The 21831-nt window shown below is 61.9% G+C and carries 21 protein-coding genes and 1 tRNA gene; 3 read left to right on the top strand and 19 right to left on the bottom strand.

Annotated features, from left to right (window positions below):
• Positions 1–39 precede the first annotated feature (39 nt).
• The 7 genes from Q7U49_RS03580 to Q7U49_RS03550 all read right to left on the bottom strand — a co-directional run bounded on the left by Q7U49_RS03580 (position 40) and on the right by Q7U49_RS03550 (position 8418).
• A complete protein-coding gene (locus Q7U49_RS03580) occupies positions 40–2520 on the bottom strand; it encodes a DNA internalization-related competence protein ComEC/Rec2 (RefSeq protein WP_304762383.1) in 2481 nt (826 codons plus the stop codon).
• Positions 2521–2529: 9 nt separating this feature from the next.
• A complete protein-coding gene (locus Q7U49_RS03575) occupies positions 2530–3363 on the bottom strand; it encodes an HDOD domain-containing protein (RefSeq protein WP_304762382.1) in 834 nt (277 codons plus the stop codon).
• Between the two features lie 5 nt (positions 3364–3368).
• A complete protein-coding gene (locus Q7U49_RS03570; protein WP_304762381.1) occupies positions 3369–5744 on the bottom strand; it encodes a Tex family protein in 2376 nt (791 codons plus the stop codon).
• Positions 5745–5818: 74 nt separating this feature from the next.
• A complete protein-coding gene (locus tag Q7U49_RS03565; protein WP_304762380.1) occupies positions 5819–6325 on the bottom strand; it encodes a GNAT family N-acetyltransferase in 507 nt (168 codons plus the stop codon).
• Positions 6322–7263, bottom strand: coding sequence for a glutathione S-transferase family protein (locus Q7U49_RS03560; RefSeq protein WP_304762379.1), 942 nt, complete (start codon positions 7261–7263; stop codon positions 6322–6324). Before Q7U49_RS03560 ends, Q7U49_RS03565 begins: the two co-directional genes overlap by 4 nt.
• Positions 7264–7282: 19 nt before the next feature.
• A complete protein-coding gene (locus Q7U49_RS03555) occupies positions 7283–7711 on the bottom strand; it encodes a PaaI family thioesterase (protein ID WP_304762378.1) in 429 nt (142 codons plus the stop codon).
• A gap of 2 nt (positions 7712–7713) precedes the next feature.
• Positions 7714–8418 (bottom strand): SDR family NAD(P)-dependent oxidoreductase, encoded by a 705-nt coding sequence (locus Q7U49_RS03550; RefSeq protein ID WP_304762377.1) that lies wholly within the window; start codon positions 8416–8418, stop codon positions 7714–7716.
• A 159-nt stretch (positions 8419–8577) separates the two neighbouring features.
• On the opposite strand from Q7U49_RS03550, the gene Q7U49_RS03545 reads away from it, so the two are divergent.
• A tRNA-Asn gene (locus Q7U49_RS03545) sits at positions 8578–8653 on the top strand.
• Positions 8654–8836: 183 nt separating this feature from the next.
• On the opposite strand, the gene Q7U49_RS03540 is transcribed toward Q7U49_RS03545, so the two are convergent.
• Positions 8837–9277 (bottom strand): MaoC family dehydratase, encoded by a 441-nt coding sequence (locus Q7U49_RS03540; RefSeq protein ID WP_304762394.1) that lies wholly within the window; start codon positions 9275–9277, stop codon positions 8837–8839.
• Positions 9278–9373: 96 nt separating this feature from the next.
• Here Q7U49_RS03540 and Q7U49_RS03535 point away from each other — a divergent pair, with 96 nt between their 5' ends.
• Both Q7U49_RS03535 and Q7U49_RS03530 read left to right on the top strand, forming a co-directional pair.
• A complete protein-coding gene (locus Q7U49_RS03535) occupies positions 9374–9793 on the top strand; it encodes a class I SAM-dependent DNA methyltransferase (protein ID WP_304762376.1) in 420 nt (139 codons plus the stop codon).
• A 283-nt stretch (positions 9794–10076) separates the two neighbouring features.
• A complete protein-coding gene (locus tag Q7U49_RS03530) occupies positions 10077–10532 on the top strand; it encodes a bacteriohemerythrin (RefSeq protein ID WP_304762375.1) in 456 nt (151 codons plus the stop codon).
• Between the two features lie 95 nt (positions 10533–10627).
• Here Q7U49_RS03530 and Q7U49_RS03525 read toward each other — a convergent pair whose 3' ends face one another.
• The 11 genes from Q7U49_RS03525 to Q7U49_RS03475 form a co-directional block, all read right to left on the bottom strand.
• The gene (locus Q7U49_RS03525) at positions 10628–11209 is read right to left on the bottom strand and encodes a hemerythrin domain-containing protein (RefSeq protein WP_304762374.1); all 582 of its coding nucleotides are present in this window, start codon (positions 11207–11209) and stop codon (positions 10628–10630) included.
• A gap of 19 nt (positions 11210–11228) precedes the next feature.
• Positions 11229–11945, bottom strand: coding sequence for an ABC transporter ATP-binding protein (locus tag Q7U49_RS03520; RefSeq protein WP_304762373.1), 717 nt, complete (start codon positions 11943–11945; stop codon positions 11229–11231).
• 1 nt (position 11946) lies between these two features.
• Positions 11947–12702 (bottom strand): ABC transporter ATP-binding protein, encoded by a 756-nt coding sequence (locus Q7U49_RS03515; RefSeq protein WP_304762372.1) that lies wholly within the window; start codon positions 12700–12702, stop codon positions 11947–11949.
• A gap of 3 nt (positions 12703–12705) precedes the next feature.
• Complete coding sequence (locus Q7U49_RS03510) at positions 12706–13719, bottom strand: branched-chain amino acid ABC transporter permease (RefSeq protein ID WP_304762371.1); 1014 nt, start codon at positions 13717–13719, stop codon at positions 12706–12708.
• A 4-nt stretch (positions 13720–13723) separates the two neighbouring features.
• Complete coding sequence (locus Q7U49_RS03505) at positions 13724–14605, bottom strand: branched-chain amino acid ABC transporter permease (RefSeq protein WP_304762370.1); 882 nt, start codon at positions 14603–14605, stop codon at positions 13724–13726.
• A 64-nt stretch (positions 14606–14669) separates the two neighbouring features.
• Positions 14670–15842 (bottom strand): ABC transporter substrate-binding protein, encoded by a 1173-nt coding sequence (locus Q7U49_RS03500; RefSeq protein WP_304762369.1) that lies wholly within the window; start codon positions 15840–15842, stop codon positions 14670–14672.
• A 108-nt stretch (positions 15843–15950) separates the two neighbouring features.
• A complete protein-coding gene (locus tag Q7U49_RS03495; protein WP_304762368.1) occupies positions 15951–16391 on the bottom strand; it encodes a MaoC family dehydratase in 441 nt (146 codons plus the stop codon).
• A 12-nt stretch (positions 16392–16403) separates the two neighbouring features.
• Positions 16404–19952: an indolepyruvate ferredoxin oxidoreductase family protein gene (locus Q7U49_RS03490; protein ID WP_304762367.1), complete on the bottom strand. Its 3549-nt coding sequence runs from the start codon at positions 19950–19952 to the stop codon at positions 16404–16406.
• A gap of 109 nt (positions 19953–20061) precedes the next feature.
• A complete protein-coding gene (dmpH, locus tag Q7U49_RS03485; protein ID WP_304762366.1) occupies positions 20062–20850 on the bottom strand; it encodes a 2-oxo-3-hexenedioate decarboxylase in 789 nt (262 codons plus the stop codon).
• A gap of 18 nt (positions 20851–20868) precedes the next feature.
• On the bottom strand, positions 20869–21651 hold the full coding sequence (gene dmpE, locus Q7U49_RS03480) for a 2-oxopent-4-enoate hydratase (RefSeq protein WP_304762365.1): 783 nt from the start codon (positions 21649–21651) through the stop codon (positions 20869–20871).
• Positions 21652–21686: 35 nt separating this feature from the next.
• Positions 21687–21831: aldehyde dehydrogenase family protein (locus tag Q7U49_RS03475; RefSeq protein ID WP_304762393.1), on the bottom strand; the 145-nt coding region annotated here is incomplete at its 5' end.

Here is a 21831-nt window from a genome sequence, read left to right as displayed (position 1 = left end):
TTACTTAGCAAACTTCGGGCCAGCGCGGTGACAAGCACGTCAAGGCACCTCATGGTGCCAATAGCGTTTTTGCGTTTCGCGCGCACATTGCACGTCATCCGGTTCCCAGGAAAACCAACTGGCTGCACCACAACGGGGCGTGTCGATCAACTTGATGTGATATCCATCGTAACGCACCAAAACAGCGCTTGCCGGGTGACCAAAGCGATTTCTGTAGCCTGTCTGCGCTATTGCAAAGCGCGGTTGCACGGCCTGCAGAAAAGCGTCGCTGCTGGAGGTTTTGCTGCCATGGTGTGGCACCAGCAGCACGTCGGCGCGCAAACCCCCAGACAACTGGTCTGGCCCTGCCTGCAGCCGCGCGACCAACTGGGCCTCTTGCGCTTGCTCGATGTCACCCGCCAGCAGCAGGGTTTGGGACCCATTGGAGACGCGCAGCGTGCAACTCAGGGCATTGGGTTTGCGCACGTCGGCGTAGTCACTGGCCTGCGGGTGCAGCACCTCGAAGTCCACACCGTCCCACTGCCAGCGCTGACCCGCCAGGCAGCGCGTCACGGGCCGCAGCGCCTGCAGCGCGTGCCCGGACTCAATCGAACTCAGCAAGCTTGCCTGCGGCTGCATTTTCAGGAGCGCGACGGCACCCCCGGTATGGTCGCTGTCACGGTGGCTCAGCACCAGGGTGTCGAGCCGCACCCCGAGCGCACGCAGCAAGGGCACCAGCACCCGGTGTCCGGCGTCACTTTCCCGGCTGTACATGGGACCTGCGTCATAAAGCAAGGCGTGTCGTGCCGTGCGCACCAGCACGGCGTTACCCTGGCCGACATCGGCGGCCAGCAGGGAAAATTCACCCATCGGAATGGTTGGCGCCTGCCAGAACAGCACGGGCAGCAGCAGCGGCACACCACTGAGCCGCAGTGACCAAGGCAGTCGCAGCGCCAGCAACAAGCCGCCCAAAACACCCGCCACACCCGCCCACCACGGCGCCTGCGCCAGACTCAGGCTGGCCCAGGGCCATTGCGCCAGGCCGCGCAGCCACTGCGCCATCAGCCCAATGGCTCCGGCGGCCACGTCCCACAGCGGATGGATCAGCACCCCCAGCATGGCCAGCGGCGTCACCACCAGCGTCACCCACGGGATGGCCAGCGCATTGGCCAGCAGCCCCACCAGCGAGACCTGGCCAAACAGCAGCAGACTCAACGGGGTCAGCGCCAGCGTGATCACCCATTGCTCGCGCATCACAACCAGCACCCTGGCCCGCAAGCCCGCCCGGCTGGCGCCGCCAAGCCCGGCGTCGGTCGCAAACAGCACCCCTACCGCCACGAAGCTCAGCCAGAAGCCCGCCTGCAGCAGCGCCCACGGGTCCACCGCCACCACCACCGCGCAGGCCAGCAGCCAGACCTGTGGCCAGGGCCAGCGCACGCCCAGCAGGCGCAGGGCACCCACCGTGGCCAGCATGAGCACGGTGCGCTGCGCGGGCACGCCCCAACCACTGAACAAAGCATAAGCGGTGGCCAGCGCCATACCACCGACCAAGGCGGCTGTGGGTGCCGGCAAGCGCAGGCAGAGCCAGGCAGAGCGGCGCCACAACCAGTCCAGCGCCAGCGCTGCGGCCCAGGCGAACATGGTGATGTGCAAGCCTGAAATACTCATCAGATGGGCCACCCCGGTCGCCCTGAACACATCCCAGTCACTGCGCTCAATGGCCGCCTGGTCGCCCACCACCAGTGCCGCAATCAGCCCGGCGGCGTCCGAATCGGCGAGACGCAGAAATATCTGGTCCCGCACCTGACCACGCGCCCATTGCACCGGGTGCTGCCAGCTCTGAGCCAACAACAGGGGAACCGGGTCACGCGGGCCGGAACGCACATAACCCGTGGCCTGCACACCCTGCTCCCACTGCCACAACTCGTAATCAAAACCATGCGGATTGACGCCGCCATGCGGGGCCTTCAGGCGCACCGTCATATGCCAGCGCTCGCCGGCCTGCAGCGAGGCCGGCGGGCGCTGCAATTCACCCATCGATTCGCCGAAGCCTTCACCGCGGGCATAGACGCCGGCATACCAGCCCAGCTCCAAGCTCGGGGGCAAGCGCAACGCCTGGCCGTCCAGGCTGGCACGTTCCAGGTCGAGGCGAAAGCGCACCCCACCATCGAAGTTCTGCGGCATGGCCGCCACCACCCCGGTCACGGCAATGTCACGTCCTTCCAGTGCGGGCTTGAGCGCCTGGCTGCCAAACAGCTGGGCGCGCCAGCCCGTGCTGGAAAAAGCCAGCACGGCAAACGCCACCCCGATCAGTCCCCAGCGCCAGGCTGGCCAGCGCAGCCACAGGCTCACCGTGAGCAGCAAGCCGCCGAGCAGCAGCCCCAACAGATAATCGTCCGTTGGCAACAACACCGCCTGCTGCAGCTGCAAGGCATTGCCCAGCAACAAGCCCAGCAGTGCGGGAATCAGGCCTTGGGACGTAACAAATCGGTTGCCAGAGGCAGGCAAATGCGGGCTGGCACTGGTGTCGTGTGCCCGCATCTCAGGCGATCAGGTTTGGACGACCAGGGGCATGCGTCTGCTCGCCGGACGCGACCAGTCGATGGGGTCTTGCTGCAACACCATGTCGATATCGAGCCCCAGCATTTCAGCCACCATGGACGGAAAAGTGACCGTCAAGGCGTTCTTCTGCAAGCCCAGCTGCTTGGCACGGGCGCGCCACTGGGCCAGGTGCAAGACCCCCGCCAGCGGCTCGCAAGCCTCGTTGTCAAACGGGGCGTCGGCATAGGCCAGCGCGTCACACACCATTTGGGGCAATTGCGCCTGCCCGGCCAGCGCCGCACTCACATCCAGGTAGCAAAAACCAAAGGCCTCGCGCTCGGTCATGGCGCGTCTGAGGTCGAGTGCCGGACAGCTTTCGTCGAGTTCAGCCAACTGCGGTGAAGCCGCGCGCATGGTCAGTTCACCCAGCGCGTGGATCAGCCCGGCCACATAAGCTGCCTGCTGCTTGTACTGCAACAAACCCGCCAGGGCGCGCGCCACCCGCGCGCAGTCCTGGCTGTAAGCCCAGAACTGCGCCAAAGGCAAGCCAGCGCCCACTTTGAATGAGACCTGCCCAATGATCTGGTTGACCATGTCCTGCACCTGATCCAGATGCAATAGCGCCAGGGCCTCGGAGACGCTGCTCACCTGGCCAGAAAGCGAAAAAGCGGGCACATTGGCCGCCTGCAGCACGCGCAAACTCAGCACCGGATCAGCCTTGATGAACTGGTCAATGCGGCGCAAGTCGGGCTGCAACTGCTTGAGTTCGGTCAACAACAAGGCCAGCAACCGCGGGCTGCTGGGCAGCGGCTGTGGATGGTCCAGCAGGTCAGCCAGTTGCATGACGGCTAAGACCCCAGATTTTTGAGTTTGGCAAATGCAGAAGACATAGCGGTGGATTGTGGCGCATGCGCGCGCTGCTGCGGCCTGGCGCCCTGAAAACGGTTGTCGCCGACACCGCCGCTGCGTGCCGGAGCGGCGCCGAGCTTCATGGTCAGCGCAATGCGCTTGCGCGCCACGTCCACCTCGACCACCTGCACCTTGACAATGTCGCCGGTCTTGACGACCTCGCGGGCATCGGTGACAAACTTGTGGCTAAGCTGGCTCACATGCACCAGCCCGTCCTGGTGCACACCCAGGTCAATGAAGGCACCAAAGGCGGCCACATTGCTCACCGTGCCCTCCAGCACCATGCCTTCTTTCAGGTCGCGGATGTCTTCCACACCGTCGTTGAAGCGCGCCACCTTGAAGTCCGGGCGCGGGTCACGGCCGGGCTTTTCCAGCTCGCCCAGAATGTCTTTCACCGTGATGACACCAAATTGTTCATTGGCAAAGAGCTCGGGGCGCAGGGTCTTGAGCATGTCGGCGCGACCCATCAGCTCGGCCACGGGCTTGCCTGTTGTGGCGATGATCTGCTCCACCACCGGGTAGGTTTCGGGGTGCACGCCAGTCATGTCGAGCGGGTTGGCCCCGCCACGAATGCGCAGGAAGCCGGCGCTTTGCTCGAAAGTCTTGGCACCCAGGCCAGTGACCTTGAGCAGATCCTGGCGGCTGGCAAAAGCACCGTGGGCCTCACGCCAACGCACCACCGCCTTGGCCACGCTGGCACTCAGGCCCGAAACCCGGCTGAGCAGCGGCACGCTGGCCATGTTGAGGTCGACACCGACCGAATTGACGCAGTCCTCCACCACCGCGTCGAGCGTCTTGGCGAGGTCGCTCTGGTTGACGTCATGCTGGTACTGACCGACACCGATGCTCTTGGGGTCGATCTTGACCAACTCGGCCAGCGGGTCCTGCAGGCGTCGGGCAATGCTGGCGGCGCCACGCAGGCTGACATCGACATCGGGCATTTCCTGCGAGGCAAATTCGCTGGCGGAATAAACCGAGGCCCCGGCTTCACTGACCACCACTTTTTCCATCAACCGCTCGGAGGACTTGGCCATCAGTTTGATCAGGTCGGCGGCTAATCTGTCGGTCTCGCGGCTGGCGGTGCCATTGCCGATGGCGATCAGGTTGACACCGTGTTTTTCGCAGAGCTTGGCCAGAATGTGCAGTGAGCCGTCCCAATCCTTGCGCGGCTCATGCGGGTACACGGTGCTGGTGTCGACCAGCTTGCCGGTGGCATCGACCACCGCCACCTTGACCCCGGTGCGAATGCCAGGGTCCAGGCCCAGCACCACGCGCGGCCCGGCGGGCGCGGCCAGCAACAGGTCGCGCAGGTTGTCGGCAAAGACCTTGATGGCCACGCGCTCGGCTTCCTCGCGCAGGCGGGCAAACAGGTCGCGCTCGGTCGACAGGCTCAGCTTGACGCGCCAGGTCCAGGCCACGCATTTGCGGATCAGATCGTCCGCCGGGCGCGCCTGGTGGCTCCAGCCCAGTTTGAGGGCAATGCGCCCCTCGGCCAGCGACACGGCAGGCGCTACCCGGGTTTTGGGCGCCGCAGCGGTCGTGGCTGGCTCGGGCTCTGGCAGTACGAGTTTGGCCTCCAGGATGTCGAGGCTGCGCCCGCGAAACACCGCCAGCGCCCGGTGCGAGGGCACGCGGCTGATGGGCTCGTCATAGTCAAAGTAGTCGCGGAACTTGGCCACATCGGCATGGTTTTCGTCCTTGCCGGCCATCAGTTTGCTTTGCAGCAGGCCCTCAGCCCAGAGCCACTCGCGCAGGTCCTGCACCAGCGGCGGGGTCTCGGCCCAGCGTTCGCTCAACAGGTCGCGCACACCGTCCAGCACCGCGGACACAGTTGAAAAATCGGGCTGTTTGTCTTCGCCTTCGACCACCGGGCGCATCGGAATCACATAGGCCAGTGCTTCGTCCGCCGGCACCAGGGCCGGGTTGGCAAACAAGGCATCGGCCAGCGGCTCCAGCCCGGCTTCACGGGCCAGTTGGCCCTTGGTGCGGCGTTTGAGCTTGAACGGCAGGTACAGGTCTTCGAGTTCCTGTTTGGTGCTTGCAGCGTGCAGCGTGGCCAGCAGCGCAGGCGTCAGCTTGCCCTGTTCGTCAATCGCCTTGATGACCGTTTGCAGGCGGTCACGCAGCTCGCGCAGGTAAGCCAGGCGCGCTTCCAGTTCACGCAGCTGAATGTCGTCAAGGCCGCCGGTGGCTTCCTTGCGGTAGCGGGCAATAAAAGGCACGGTGGCGCCGCCATCGAGCAATTCCACGGCAGCCACCACCTGATGGGTCTGCACCCTGATTTCTTGCGCGATTTGCGCGATGATTTTTTGCATGGGTCAATAAAAAGCCAGCACCCGGCTGGCTCAAAAAAATACAAGGCTGCGAGTGTGCCACAGGGTGTCAGACGTCACGCCTCGCGCAGCATTTCAAGATGCGGAATGCCGTCTTCCAGGTAGTAGGTACCGACGTCCTTGAACCCATGTTTGACATAAAACGCCTGCAGTTGCGTCTGGGCGCCGATGCGGATGGCCTGCGGGCCCCACACCTGGCTGATGGCGGCCACCGCCTGCGCCATCAGCAAATGGCCAAGCCCCGTACCACGTGCGCTCTTGCGGACCGCCACCCGGCCAATGCTGGCCTCGGGAAACTTGGCGCCTGCTTCAAAGCAGCGCGCATAGGCGGTCAATTCGCCCCCCTGCACGCCCAGCAAATGCATAGCCTCGCGGTCTGCCCCGTCAATGTCCTGAAAAACGCACTGCTGCTCGACCACAAAAACCTCGCTGCGCAGGCGCAAGGCCTCGTACAACTCACCCACGCGCAAATCCTCAAACGACATCAGGCGCCACACCGGAGGCGGTGTTTCATGCGCCTCATGCGACCTGGATGAGCCCACTGACCAGAGTTTGAATGTCATGTTGCCAGCTCCTGTTTAAGCGCATAACCCACACGCGGAAAGTGCACCTGCACCACACCTGCACGGGCATCGCGCCGACGCAGGGTGTAGCGGGTGCGGGTGGCGGCCACAAGCTCACCTACGGTGGGCTCGGCGCCAAAACTCTCGGCGCTGACGCTCACCAGGCTGCCCAAAGCAATGCCATGGTCGTCCTGGAAATAGTCATCCGTGACCCCCGTCGCGGCGGGTGCATCTGCACAAACTGCAATGGCTTCTGCCGCTGTCATGCGGCTCATCTGACCATGACCCAGCGCAGCCATGCGGTCCAGCCAGCCCAGCACCTCCGGGGTCGCCTGCAAGATGCCTGCCATGCCAGGCACCTGGGTGCGGGTGAACCACAGCGGATGGTAAGCGGCAAAATCGGCAATACAAGGCGCCTCACCCAGCAGGAAATCCTGACCATCGAGCATGTCCGCCATGCGGCGCAAATAGGACTTGTAGGCACCCATGGCATCCAGTGGTCGTGGCCGGTTCAAGCCCTGCGCCATGGCTGAGCGGTCTGCCGCAAAAGCCTTGACCGCATCGATCGGCAGGCCGGCAAAGAGCTCGGCCATACCCGGTTTTTGCAGGTTGTAACCCATGGCGGCCCAAAACAGCGTGCTGTCGGCCCACTGCGCCAGCGTGCGCGCCAGGCCTTTTTGCCCTGCCGGGTACAACGTGGGCGACGGCTGGATGTGCTCCAGCACATCACAAATCAGCGCAGTGTCACAGTAAATGTCAGCGCCTATTTGCAGCACCGGCGTCTTGCGGTAACCCCCGGTGAGCGCCAGCAAATCAGGTTTGGGCATCACGGTGGGGATCAGCACCGACTGCCAGGCCAGTTTCTTGAAGCCCAGCACCGCACGGACTTTTTCCGAGAACGGCGACATCGGGTAATGGTGCAGGATCAGCTCTGGCATGGTGTGTCCAGGTAAAAAATCAATCGGTGGAGATGGTCTGCAGCGCATGCACGCTCTTGGGGCCGGTGGCCAGGCGACGCACGTATTTAAACGTGCCGGTGGCATGCGCGCAGGCTTTGCCTTGGGCGTCGAACACCGTGCCTTCGGTGAATGCCATGGTGGCCGTGCGGTGCATCAGGTGCCCACGCGCCGTGAGCAGACCACGCGCGGGCTGCATGAAGCTGGTTTTCATCTCGATGGTGACGGCGCCCATGTCCTTTTGCACGCTGCGCGCGGCCACCGCCATGGTCACATCCAGCAGCGTCATGAGCGCGCCGCCGTGCGTCACCGCAAAAGAGTTCAGATGCTCAGGAAGCGGGTCATAAACGATTTCGGAACGCCCGTCGGCAAACACCGTGAGTTCAAAACCAAGATGCTCCACAAAGGGAATCGACACACCAAATTCCATTTTCAAACTCCAGTGAGGGCGCCGACACCACCGTCCACCGTCACGCATTGGCCGGTGATGTGCTTGCCCGCCGCGCTGGCGAACAGCAGGGTGACACCTTTCAGATCGTTGTCATCGCCCGAAAAAATAGCGTTGACGTTGATGCCGTGTTGACGCCACTCGCAAGCCAGCGTACGGGTGAAGTTGATCACCGCGCCTTTGCTGGTGTTGTAGGCCAGCGTGCCCATGCCGGAAGAGTTGCCATCCAAGCCGGACATCGAAAGCAGATTGATGATGCGCCCGCCACGCCCGATCATGCTGTGCTTGCCCACCCATTGACTCAGCAAAAAGTAGCTGCGCACGTTCACGCTCATCGCCATTTCCCAGGCCGCCACCGGCTGATCTTGCTGCGTCGGCTCATGCTGGATGGCGCCGGCTGCGTTGACCAGAATGTCGATGTCGCCCATGCGCTGCAAGGTCTCGGACACCAGCTTTTGCAGGTCGGCCTCTTCCGCGACATCCGCTGCCACCCAGCGTGCGTCAATGCCGGCGTCCTGCAGGTCGGCACAAGCCTCTTCGAGCGCATCGGCATTGCGTGCGCACAGCATGATGCGCGCACCCGCCTCACCCAAAGCGTGGGCCATTTGCAACCCCAGCCCGCACGAACCGCCCGTGATCAGAGCCGTTTTACCGGTGAGATCAAAAAGTTGCTGAAGGGTGTGAGGCATGGCGGGCGCTGCTGGTGATGTTCGTCAAATTATGACCGAGTGCACCGGTTTGACCTATCACGCGCTTGGGCGCTACCGATCAGGTCGAAAACAAGGCACGCAAATTTTGCCGACGCCAGTCAAAACAGCCAAAAAACTCCCCTATAATCTGGGGCTTGTTCCTCGATAGCTCAGTTGGTAGAGCGCCGGACTGTTAATCCGTAGGTCCCTGGTTCGAGCCCAGGTCGAGGAGCCACTTACAAGGCTCATAGCCATTAGAAAGCCCGCTATACAAACATTAGCGGGCTTTTTTCTTGGTTTAAACATGTAGGCAACCATGTAGGCAGTAAATTCAAATAATAGGCGGCAATCAACGCCTGTCACTTAACAACAACGGTTGACCGATACCATTCCGGCCCAACAACGCCTGGAGCAGTATTCAACCCGCCCGCTGCGCGCGCGAGGTGGCCATGACCAGGGCGTCACCCTCGATCACCACCTTGCCAGCCACGGTACACACCGTCTCGAGCTTGACGCGGCGCTTGTCCGCGATCAGCTCGGTCACGGTCACCGTGGCGTGCACCGTGTCCCCCGGACGCACCGGCGCCTTGAAGCGCAGATTTTGCCCGAGGTAAATGGTTCCAGCCCCCGGCAGGCGCCCGGCAATGGCTGCCGAGATCACGCTGGCACTCAACATGCCGTGGGCAATACGACCTTTGAAGGCCGTGCTCTGGGCAAATTCCTCGTTGATGTGCACCGCGTTGTTGTCGCCTGACACCGCGGCAAACAACACGATGTCGGCCTCGGTGATGGTCTTGGCAAAGCTGGCGCTCATGCCGACCTGGATGTCTTCTATATCGTAGCCGTTCAGTTCAGCCACGGTGGTGACCCGGAGTTCAAGCTCATCACCCGGTCGAGTGATGGCCAGTTGATGTTCCTCGTGAACAAGCTGTAGAAGATGAAACACAAGACGCCCTTGGACAGCCGTATCGCGCTGGTGCATAACGGCTCGGCCTTATTCTCTGGCGACGCGGGCCAAGGCGAAAGCAATGTTCGCCGCTGGGTGCTAAAGAACGACTGGCTCGAAGCCATCATCGCCCTGCCCCTCAACATCCTATACAACACCGGCATCGCCACCTACATCTGGGTGCTGGCTAACCGTAAGGCGGAACACCGACGCGGGAAGGTGCAGCTGATCGACGCCTCGCAGTGGTTCCTGCCGATGCGGCGCAACCTCGGCAAGAAAAACTGCGAACTGGCGGATGTGGACATTGAACGCATGCTGAAGCATTACCTCAATCAGCCGCCCGCCGATGCAGAGGTCGCCGAATTGGCCAAACTCGCAACGCCCAAATGCAAGTGGTTCGACAACGCCGACTTCGGCTACTGGAAGTAACCGGTCATAGACTTTCGGACGGCGACTGGCTCTTCCCGACCACAAGCCGTCGGCGGGGCCAGTTGCTCGTTTGCAGTCATTGGGCGAACCGAAGTCTCAATACCCGTCATTCCTGACCATGATTGATGCTCAAATTGGGCAAGTTCGGCAGTTGATCAGCATGTCAATGCTGTGATGATGGCGTCCTGCCAATCAATTCTTTGACCGATACTACAGGGTCTGTAACACTCCTTGACTGATCATTCCGTCTGGCATCTTTTTATTCTTCATCACGACACTGACCATGGCGATTACCGAAATCAACGCATCCGAACCGATGAAATGGGGCGACGAATTCCTGCTCGGCTACGGCCCGATTGACACCGTGCACGAAGAGTTTGTCGACTTGCTCGGCCGTCTGCAAGGCGCCGACGACGCCGCGCTGCCCGCCCTGCTGGACCAGTTTGCAGCGCATTGCACAGCCCATTTCGAGATGGAAAACACCTGGATGGTCGAGACCGAATTTCCGCCTCGGGATTGCCATATTGACGAACATGCCGCCGTGCTGGCGTCGGTGCAAGAGGTGCAGGGGCTGCTGGCGCATGGTGATGTGGCCATTTGCCGTGACTTGGTGGCACAACTGGCCGACTGGTTTCCCAGCCATGCGGATCATCTGGACTCGGCGCTGGCGCACTGGATGACCAAGAAACGACTGGGCGGCAAACCTGTGGTGGTACGGCGCGGCCTCAAGCTGCGCTGAAAAGCATTGAGGGCCGCGCGCCCTCCCCGCAAACGCAAAAAAGGCCGCTCTGCCGGAGTAATGGTAAAGCGGCCTGTGCGCAACAATTTCCGGACTTAACGGCGCTCGGCGCCCAGCCCGTGCGGCGCCGGGATCAGATTGACCAGGCGGCGGAAAAGCTCCCGAAACTCGCGCTGGGCGTTGATGCCCACCAGCGGATCGCTGTTGGATTTGAAGGCGGCATTGATGCCCAACCAGTCCTCAGCGGTGAGGTACTTTTCGGCCAGCGGCAGGATCACGTCTTCTTCCCGGCTCATGTGTTCCCAATGGAAATTGGCGTAGTCATCGACCGCACTGGCGAATGCATCAAAGCCGCTCGGGTCGGCCTGGTAGGCACGCAAGGTGTTGGCGACCCGTGCGGTCAACGGCGTGCCGCGTTCATGCTCCTCTTCCAGAATGTCAAGCTCAGCGGCTGACGCCGGATGGCGCAGCCGCAGGGCCGGAAACAGGTACTGGTCTTCCTTGGGGTGGTGCAGTTTGTCGGGAAACTGCTCGATGTAGGAGACGATGGACTGCAGCAGCGGGAAATCGGGCGTCTGGCCGCGGTTTTGGATTTCCTGCACCAGAAACTGCAAACCCTTGATCACCGAAGCCAGTGCCCGGTGTTCGTCCCTGATGATCGTGGTGGCGATTGTCATAGTGAAATTCCTTGATGAGTTAAACGCCGAGCAGCTTGGGCAAGGTGGGGTCCAGTGCCACTTGCTCGGACGGGCCGGACAATTCCACCAGTCCTTTTTGCAGCACGATGGCCTGGTCACTGTGCGCCAGCACGCGGCGGTAATCCCGGTCCACGATCAGCGTGGCGATGCCGCTGTCGCGGATATCGGCAATCACGTTCCAGATCTCGTTGACGATCAGCGGTGCCAGACCTTCGGTGGCCTCGTCCAGAATGATCAGCTCGGGGTGCGTCATGAGCGCGCGGCCAATCGACAGCATCTGCTGCTCGCCGCCCGACAACTGGTTGCCCAGGTTGGTCAGACGCTCGGTCAGGCGCGGAAAGGTTTTCATGACACGGTCATAGGTCCAGTCATTGCGGCCGTCGCGCCCGGGGCGCGCCGACATCAGCAGGTTCTCGCGCACCGTCAGGTTGGGGAACACGCCCCGACCTTCGGGCACGTAGGCCACGCCGAGGCGCGCCACCTGGTGCGGCTTAAATTTGGACGCATCTTCGCCAAACAGCGTGATGCTGCCCTCGCGCTGGGTCACATGGCCCAGCAGGGTGCGGATCAGCGTGCTTTTGCCCATGCCGTTGCGCCCGAGCAGGCCCATGGTCTGGCCGCGTGCAATTTTGAGGTCGATGCCGTGCAGCACATGGCTGGAGGCATACCAGGCGTGCAGGCCCTTGGCGTCGACCAGAAAGTCGTTGGTTGTCATGTCAGTGTCCCTCCCCGAGGTAAGCGGTGCGCACTTCCGGGCTGTTGCGAATAAAGTCAGCGTCGCCCGAGGCGATCTTGACACCGTTGACCATCACGGTGATGACGTCGGCAATGCGGAACACCGCATCCATGTCGTGTTCCACCAGCAAAATGGCGTGGTCGGCGCGCAGCGCATCGAGCAGCTTGAGCATGCGCTCGGTTTCCTCGGCGCCCATGCCGGCCAGCGGCTCGTCGAGCAGCAGCACCTGGGGTTTGGTGGCCAGGCACATGGCAATCTCGAGCTGGCGTTTCTGGCCATGCGACAACATGCCGGCCTGGCGGTCGAGCATGGTCTCCAGACCTGCGCGGCTGGCGGCGTCGCGTGCTGCAGCCGTGCTGAACGGGCACTTGTTGGCCGCTTGCCACCACAGCCAGGGCTTTTGGGCCCCGGCTTGCGCGGCCAGCCGGCAGTTCTCGAACACGGTGAATGTAGGGTAAATGGTATTGCGCTGGTAGCTGCGACCCAGGCCGGCACGCGCACGGCGCGCTTGCGGCCATTGCGTCACGTCCTGCCCCATCAGCTCGACCGAACCGCTCGAAGGCGGAAACTCGCCTGAGAGCATGTTGATCAGGGTGGACTTGCCGGCCCCGTTGGTGCCAATGACGGCGTGCACGGTGCCGCGCGCCAACTCGATAGAGACATCGTTGACCGCCACCAGACCGCCCCAGCGGCGCGTGATGTTGATGCCGCGCAGCAAAATTTCTGTTTGCTTCATGGCTTATCCCTTCTTGGTGGCAGCGCCACCCAATCCTGAATCACCCGACAGGCCACCGGCCAGACGGGCACGCAATTGCGCCGGCAGATCAACCAGGCCGTTCGGCAACAGGGCCACGGCGGCAATGATGACCAGGCCCAGGCCCAGATGCCAATGCTTGGCAAAGTCGCCAAAGATGGCCTCGGACTTGAAAAACTCCTGCAGCAGGGCAAAGGCAAAAGCACCGATCAACGCGCCACGCAAGTGGCCCAGCCCGCCCAGAATGATCATCACCAGCACGGCGCCCGATAGGTGCCAGCTCATCATCTCGGGGTTGACATAACCGTCTTTCACCGCAAACAGGAAGCCTGCCAGACCGGCAATGGCGCCGGAAAGCGTAAAGGCCGCCAGCTTGTAGGGGTAGGTGGAGAAGCCGGTGGCACGCATGCGCTGCTCATTGACCCGGATGCCGCCTAAGGCGCGGCCAAAGCGCGAACGCAGCAGCACGGTCAAAAATAGGAAGACCAACACCAGACAAGCCAGCGTGAAGAAGTACATCGTCATCGGCGAGTTCAGGTCAATCAGGCTGCCCAACACCGGCTTGATGTTGAGGTAAATGCCGTCAGAGCCGCCGCCCAGCGGCGTGTCGTGCACCACAAAATAGGCCATCTGGGCAAACGCCAGCGTCACCATGATGAAGTACACGCCCTTGGTGCGCAGCGACAAGGCGCCCACCACCAGCGCATACAGCCCGGCCGCCAGCACCGCCGCCGGCAACAGCCAGAGCAGCGAAGCAGCTTCGGATTCCGATGACAGCAGCACGGCTCCATAAGCGCCAATGCCGAAGAACGCGGCCTGGCCAAAACATACCAGTCCGGCGCCACCCACGAGCAGTTCCAGGCTGAGCGCAAAAATGGCATACACCATGATCTTGCTCACCAGATCGAGGCCGAAGTTGCCGCTGAACAAGGGAAAGCTTGCCAGGGCCGCAAAGAAGATCGCGACAAAGGCGAACTTGGAGGTTTCGTTATTAGTCATCACATTAGCCCGCTTTAAAAAGACCATCAGGTTTCCACAGCAGGATGCCTGCCATCAGCAGGTACACCAGCACGCCGGAAGCCTGCGGCAAAAAGACCTTGCCAAAGGTGTCGACCACGCCAATCATCAGGGCCGCCACCAGCGCGCCCTTGATCGACCCGATGCCACCAATGACCACCACCACAAAGCAGATGATCAAGACCGAGTTGCCCATGCCGGGGTAGACCGACGACACCGGGGCCGCCACCATGCCGGCCAGCGCCGCAATTGCCACACCCGCGGCAAACACCACGCGGTACAAAAACTTGATGTCAATGCCCAGCGACTGCACCATCTCGCGGTTACTGGCGCCGGCGCGAATCATCATGCCAAGCCGGGTGCGGGTGAACACAAAGAACATGCCCACGGCCAGCGCCAGGCACACCGCCGAGACAAACAACCGGTACACCGGGTAAGTCATCAACTCGCCCAGTTGCAGCGAGCCCGACAGTATTTCGGGCACCTGCACGCCGTACACGTCGTCGCCCACCAGCAAGCTGCGCAGTTCCTCAAACACCAGAATCAGGCCGTAGGTCATCAGCACCTGTTGCAGGTGCTCACGGTCGTAGAGGTAGCTGTAAAAGGCCCACTCCAACACGTAGCCGAGCAGCACCGCCAACACCAGGCCGACCACCAGCACGGCAAAAAAACCGCCGCCAAAGGTGGCGCTCACGATGGGCGACAAGGCGTAGGCCATGTAAGCACCGATCATGTAAAAGCTGCCATGGGCGAGGTTGATCACGCCCATGATGCCGAAGATCAGCGTCAAACCAGACGCGACCAGAAACAGCAACAAGCCGTACTGCACCGCATTCAGGCACTGAATGAGAAAGGTTGTTAAGTCCATAGTGATTTCCGCTTGGCGCCCTTCCCCGGTTGGGGAAGGACTGGTGTGGAGCTAAAAGCCAAAATTACATCTTGCAGCCGCGGGCCGGGTCTTCCAGCGCCTTGCTGGCGATGCCCACCACCTTGTTCTCCTTGCCGGAGACCTGACGCAGGTACATGTCCTGAATCGGGTTGTGCGCCTTGGACATGGTGAACTTGCCACGCGGGCTGTCGATGGTGGCCTTGGTCACGGCGGCGGCAAAGCCAGCAGCGTTCTTGGCATCACCCTTGACGGCGGCCAGACCAATCCCAAGGATCTGGGCGGCGTCATAACCCTGCACGGCATACACATCGGGCTGCATCTTGTAGGTCTTGGCATACGCCAGACGGAAAGCATTGTCACGCGGGGTGTTGAGGCCGTCGGCGTAATGCAGCGCGGTCAACACACCGTCGGCAGACGCTCCCTGGGCTTCGAGCGTGCCATCGGTCAGGAAACCAGTGCCAAACAGCGGGATGTTTTTCTTCAGGCCCGCAGCGTCGTAATCCTTGACAAACTTCACGGCACCACCGCCGGCAAAGAACGAGAACACGGCATCGGGCTTGGCCGAGGCAATTTCGGTCAACAGCGCCTGGAACTCGACGTTCGGGAACGGCAGGTTCAGCTCTTTGGTGATCTTGCCACCGGCCTTCTCAAAACCTTCCTTGAAGCCCTTGGCCATTTCATCGCCAGCCGCGTACTTCCAGGTGATGGTGGCGGCCGTCTTGTGGCCCTTGGCAGCCATGGCCTGGCCAATGGCGAAGCCGGGTTGCCAGTTGCTGAAGCTGGTGCGGAAGATGTTGACCGCACACATGGCACCGGTCACAGCGTCGGCACCGCCGTTGGGGTTGATCATCAGCGTGCCCGAGCCCTTGGCAACACGGGCCATGGCCATGGCCACACCCGAGTGCACGCTGCCGACCAGCACATCGACGTTGTCGCGCTTGATCAGCTTGTTGACGTTGTCAATGGCTTTGGAAGGATCAGACTCGTCGTCGACCTTGAAAAACTCGACCTCGCGGCCGCCGAGCTTGCCGCCCTGCTCAGCCAGGTGCAGTCGGAAGCCGTTTTCAATGGCGGTGCCCAAGGCGGCAAAGGTGCCGGTAGCGGGCAGCATGAAGCCGACCTTGAGTTTGGCCGGGGCCTGTGCCATGGCCACTGGCATGGCCAGCGTGACGGCCGTGGCAATAACGGCGCGGCGGGAAATTTGAGAAATGTTCATGATGGCTGTCTCCTAAGTTATGCCGGGCTGAACCGGCTGAAAAAAAATCTTTCTATCTCACCATCCGTTTGATCGACGGATTCTTTCGTTGTCAGGTCACGGGCTGAATCAGCCCGCTCGCTGCGCGCGCGACGTGGTCATGACCAGGGCGTCACCCTCGATCACCACCTTGCCGCCCACGGTACACACCGTCTCGAGCTTGACGCGGCGCTTGTCCGCGATCGTCTCGGTCACGGTCACGGTGGCTTGAACCGTGTCACCCGGACGCACCGGCGCCTTGAAGCGCAGGTTTTGCCCGAGGTAAATGGTTCCGGGCCCTGGCAGGCGCCCGGCAATGGCCGCCGAGATCACGCTGGCGCTCAACATGCCGTGCGCAATGCGCCCCTTGAACGCGGTGCTCTGGGCAAATTCTTCGTTGATGTGCACTGCGTTGTTGTCGCCCGACACCGCGGCAAACAACACAATGTCTGCCTCGGTAATGGTCTTGGCAAAGGTGGCGCTCATGCCCACCGCGATGTCTTCAATGTCGTAACCGTTGAGTTCATTCATGATCAGACCTGCTCAGTTTTGTTCAACCAGCGTGTTCTGGCTTTGGGCAGCCACCTTAGGCGCTGCGGGTTTACGGAAGGCCTGCAGGCGTTGTTCTTGCAGTGCTTTGGCGGCCTCGACGCTGCGTGCCTTGACCACGTCGTAGCCACGAATCTCATCGGGCACACTGGCCAGGGCCACGGCGGCGTCATAGTTCATGGTGTTCAGGCCGGCGACGATCTGATCGAGCAGGACCACGTAGTCTTCGATCAGCTTGCGCTCCATGTGACGCTCCTCGGTCTTGCTGAAGATATCCAGCGCACCGCCACGCAGGCCCTTGAACTTGGCCAGCATCTTGAAGGCCGACAGCATCCAGGCGCCATACTGCTTCTTCTGCAGTTCGCCCGTGGCCGGATCGCGCTTGGACAACATGGGCGGTGCCAGGTTGTACTTGACGCTGTAGCCGTGCGGAAACTGGGCTTCGAGCTGAGCCAGGAAAGCCGGGTCGCTGTGCAGGCGCGCCACTTCGAACTCGTCCTTAAAAGCCATCAGCTTGTAGACATAACGTGCCGCGGCTTCGCTCAGCGCGGTTTTACCCGGGGCGACTTTCTTCTCGACGGCCACCACACGGCTCACCACGTCGGCGTAACGTTTGGCATAGGCCGCGTCCTGGTAGGCGATCAGTTCAGGCACGCGCACTTCCAGCAAACGGCGGGCTTCGCCCTGGGCACCGATGGCATCGACGATGGCGCGCGCTGCAGGCTTGAGTTGCGGCTTCTCGAGCTTGGGCTGGCACTTGGCGATCTCGCCTTGCACGAAGGAGAGATCGAGCACCGCCATGCGGCCCCAGCGGAACGCCGCCAGGCTTTGCTCGACACCAACGCCCGAGGCCTTGATGGCCGCCTCGATCGACTCGGCCTTGAGCGGGATAGTGCCCGCCTGGTAGGCCACACCGACCATGAAATTGTTGGTGGCCATGGCGTCACCAAACAGCCCTTCGGCCAGTGCCTGACCGTCCAGATAGACGTTGTCGGCGGCACGGGTCACCTTGTCGATGCCAGACGTGAGGTTGGGCACGATCGGGAACACGGTCTTGCGGTCCTTGACCATCAAGCCGGTCGGCGTCTTCGTGGTGGAGACCACCGCGATGGTGCGATCGGGCAGACATTTGTCCAGGTTCTTGGGGTCGGTCGCGTTCAGGATGTCAAAGCCCAGGTACAGATCGGTGCGGCCGTCGGAGACTTTGTTGTTGCCCGGATAGACCTCGTGGGTGACCTTGATGTCGGAAATCACCGCGCCGCCCTTTTGGGCCAGGCCGGTCTGGTCCAGACCCACCACATGCTTGCCTTCCAGACGCGCAGCGTTGGCCAGCGTGGCCACCACCGTGACCGAGCCGGTGCCGCCAATGCCCATGACGTGGATGTTGAAGCCAACGCGGTCGTCGATCTTGTTGACTGGCGCAGGCAAGGCGCGATCGAGTGCCGGGATGCGACCCTTCTTCTTTTTCTTGCCATCGGCGGCCGGGGCCGGGTTGGGGGTGATGGTCAGGAACGAGGGGCAGAAGCCCTTGACGCAGCTGAAATCCTTGTTGCAGGAAGTCTGGTGAATACGGGTCTTGCGGCCGAATTCGGTTTGCACCGGCTCCACGCTCATGCAGTTGGACTTGACACCACAATCGCCACAGCCTTCACAGACGCGCTCGTTGATGACCGTCACCTCGGCGGGTTCCTCGGCCTTGCCACGGCTGCGTGCACGGCGCAATTCGGCGGCGCATTCCTGATCGTGAACCAGCACGGTGGTGCCGGGTACGGCGGCCAGCACGCGCTGGGCTTCGTCCAGACGGTCGCGGTGCCAGACTTCGGTGCCACCCGGCAGACCACTGATCAGCTCGGGGCGGTCGCTGGTGACAATCACCTTCTTGACGCCGTTGGCCAGCAGGTCGGACACCAATTGGGCCAGCGGCTCCTCGCCCTGAATGGCCTGACCGCCGGTCATGGAGGTGTGGGCGTTGCGCAGCAACTTGAAGGTGATGTTGGTGTTGGTGCTGGCGCAGTAGCGAATCGCCAGGCTGCCCGAGTGGGCGTAAGTGCCATCACCCATGTTCTGGAAGATGTGCTTGGTGTCGGTGAACGGCGCCATGCCGATCCACTGCGCACCCTCGGCGCCCATGTGGGTGCCCATGACGACGTTGCGGTCCATCCACATGGCCATGGTGTGGCAGCCAATGCCGGCCGAGACGATGCTGCCTTCGGGCGCCACCGTGGAGCTGTTGTGCGGGCAGCCCGAGCAGTACCAGGCGGTGCGGGTGGAGGTATCGAGCTTGGCGCGTGAGTGGATTTCGTCGACGCGCTTGATCCAGTCCTCCGCGGACTCGACACGCGTCTTGCGCGAGAGGCGCTTGACCACCGCGCGACCAATCACGTCAGCCTCGAACTCGCCGTAATGCGGCAGCAGTTCTTTCTCTTCCTCGTCGAACTTGCCCACAATGCGCGGCGCATTGGCCATGCCATAGAGACAGTTCTTGGCGAACATTTCCAGGAAGGGACGCTTTTCCTCGACCACCAGGATTTCTTCCAGGCCTTGGGCGAAGTCGCGCACCACGCTGGGCTCCATGGGCCAGAGCATGCCCATCTTGAGGATACGGATGCCGTGGCGGCGCAGGGCCTCGTCGTCCATGCCCAGTTCGAAGAAGGCCTGACGCAGGTCGTTGTAGCTCTTACCGGCCGTGATGATGCCCAGCCAGGCGTCGCGGTTCTCGAGCACGACGTTGTTGAGCTTGTTGTCGCGCACATAACGTTTGATGACTTCCAGGCGGCGGGTATAGAGCGACTGCTCCATCTCCAGTGCTGCGGCGCGCACATTCATGCCCAGGTTCATGTTGGGCGTGAACAGCTTGCCGTCAAATTCCAGGTCCGGCGTGATGAAGTTCAGTCGCGACGGGTCGACTTGGGCGGTACCGGTGCCATCGGCAATGTTGGTGACGATCTTCATGCCAACCCAGACACCAGCCAGGCGCGACATCTGGTAGCCGTGCAGGCCGTAGTCGAGAATTTCCTGGACGTTGGCTGGATACAGCGAGGGCATGCCGACGTGGTAGAGCATGGGCTCGGACTGGCTGCACAGCGACGAGCTCTTGCAGCTGGGGTCATCACCAGCAATAGCCAGGACGGCACCGTTCTTGCCGATACCTGTGTAGTTGGCGTGTTTGAGCGCGTCGCCGCTACGGTCCACGCCAGGCGCCTTGCCGTACCACATGCCGGTGACACCATCGAATTTTTGCTTGCCCACGGTGTGCAGCATCTGCGTGCCCCACACGGCCGTGGCAGCGAGGTCTTCGTTGAGGCCGTCAACGAAGTGGATGTTGTTGCTCAGCAGCAGTTTTTGCTGTTTGATCAGTGCCGCATCGAGCATGCCCACCGGTGAGCCCCGGTAGCCGGAAACGAACATGCCGGTCTTGAGGCCGCGACGTGCATCGGTGCGCACCTGGTCGACCGTGAGCCGCACCAGCGCGTCGATGCCGCCGAGGTGGATTTCTCCGGTCTCCTGCGTGAACGTGTTGACGATTTCCTGTTTTGATGACATGTGAAGTTTCCGGGTAATGAAGGCGGGTGGGTGGTTTTGCGGCACACCGGCGGCAAGACCCTGGCCTTTTCAGGCCTCTGGTCTTGCGGGCCGACGGCCGTGACAGGTGTTAGACGAAACGCATGGACACCGAACCGAGGTCCTGGAAGCGGGCCAGCACGTTGTCACCGGCCTTGACCAAAATGGCTTCGGTCACACCGCCGGTCATGATGAAGGTGCCGGCCGGGATCTCCTGGCCGCGCTCACCCAGGTGGTTGGCCAGCATGGCCACAGCGGCCAACGGGTTGCCCAAAACGGCCGCGCCCGTGGCCATCGAGACGATTTCACCGTTGACTTCGAGCACCACACCCAGCGTGCGCAGGTCGAGTTCTTCGAGGTTGCGCATGCGCCCGCCAATGACAAAACGCGAGGACGAGGTGTTGTCGGCGATCACGCTCTTGAGGTCGAACTTGAAGTCGCGGTAACGCGAGTCGATGATCTCAACGGCCGGCACCACAAAGTCGGTGGCGGCCATCACAGCAGCAATGTTGCAGCCCGGGCCACGCAGGGGCGCCTTGGTGACGATGCAAATCTCAGCCTCGACCTTGGGGTGAATCAGCTCGGCGGTCTTGACTTCGCCGCCATCGAGCACCGACATGTAGTCGCTGATGAAACCGAACACGGGCACCGACACGCCCATTTGCTTCATCTTGGCAAACGAGGTCAGGCCGGCTTTCAGGCCCACGGTCTTGTTGCCGCGGGCTTCCTTGCGGCGGCGGATTTCTTCCTGGATGCTGTAGGCATCGTCCCAGTCCATGTCCGGGTGGTCGCCGGTGATCATGGTGACGTCATGGGCTTGCAGCTCGGCGTTCTCGAGGTATTCGGCGAGCTTGAGGATGGTGGCTTTTTCTAATTTCATGATGTTCTTTCTTCGCGCTTAAATGAATCGGACCGAGGTGCTGCCGAGTCCGCCGACGCTGCAGTTGAGGTTGTCGCCAGCCTTGACCGGGATCAGCGGTGATTGCGATCCCGACAGAATGATTTCGCCGGCTTTGAGGCCAATGCCCAGGCGGCCCAATGTGTTGGCCAGCCAGACCACGGCATTGACCGGCGAGCCTTGCACCGCGGCACCAGTGGAGGTGCTGATGATTTCGCCGTTCATGTCCAGCACCATGCCGGCCAGCGCCAGGTCAAGGTGACGCGGGCTCTTGCGCACGCCACCCAGGGTCAGCACGCCGCAGGACGCGTTGTCGGCCACGGTATCCTGGATCTTGATCTTCCAGTCACGAATGCGCGAGTCGACAATTTCGAAACACGGCGTCACGTAGTCGGTGGCGCGCAGCACGTCGGCGGCGGTCACGCCCGGACCCATCAGGTCGTTCTTCAAAATAAAGGCCACTTCGGCCTCGGCCTTGGGCGCGATCATGGTGTCGATGCGAATGGCTTCGCCTTCGTTGAAGACCATGCCCGAGGTCATCTGCCCAAAGTCGGGCTGGTTGACCTTGAGCATGTTCATCACCACTTTGCTGGTGACGCCAATCTTTTTGCCGACGATGGTTTCACCGGCATCGAGGCGGCGCTGGATCATGCGCAGCTGGATCTGGTAGGCGTCTTCAATCGTGATGCCGGGCTCGCGGTCGGTCAGGGGATCAACCGGAATGCGGTTGATCAGGGCTTGGTACAGCTCGTCGCCGTACTGTTGGATTTTGGTTTTGTCCATTAAGGTTCTCATGGGTTGGTTTTTTGGCCTGGGGCTCAATACTTGATCATCACGTTGCGCAGCTCGGTGTAGAACTCCAGCGAGTGCACACCACCTTCGCGCCCGATGCCCGACTGCTTGGAGCCGCCAAAGGGCGTGCGCAGGTCGCGCAGGAACCAGCTGTTGATCCAGCACAGGCCG

Source organism: Rhodoferax sp. (assembly GCF_030653815.1).
Classification (GTDB): domain Bacteria; phylum Pseudomonadota; class Gammaproteobacteria; order Burkholderiales; family Burkholderiaceae_C; genus Rhodoferax.
The sequence above is the reverse complement of the archived record's forward strand: the minus strand, read 5'-3'. Positions and strand labels throughout refer to the sequence as shown.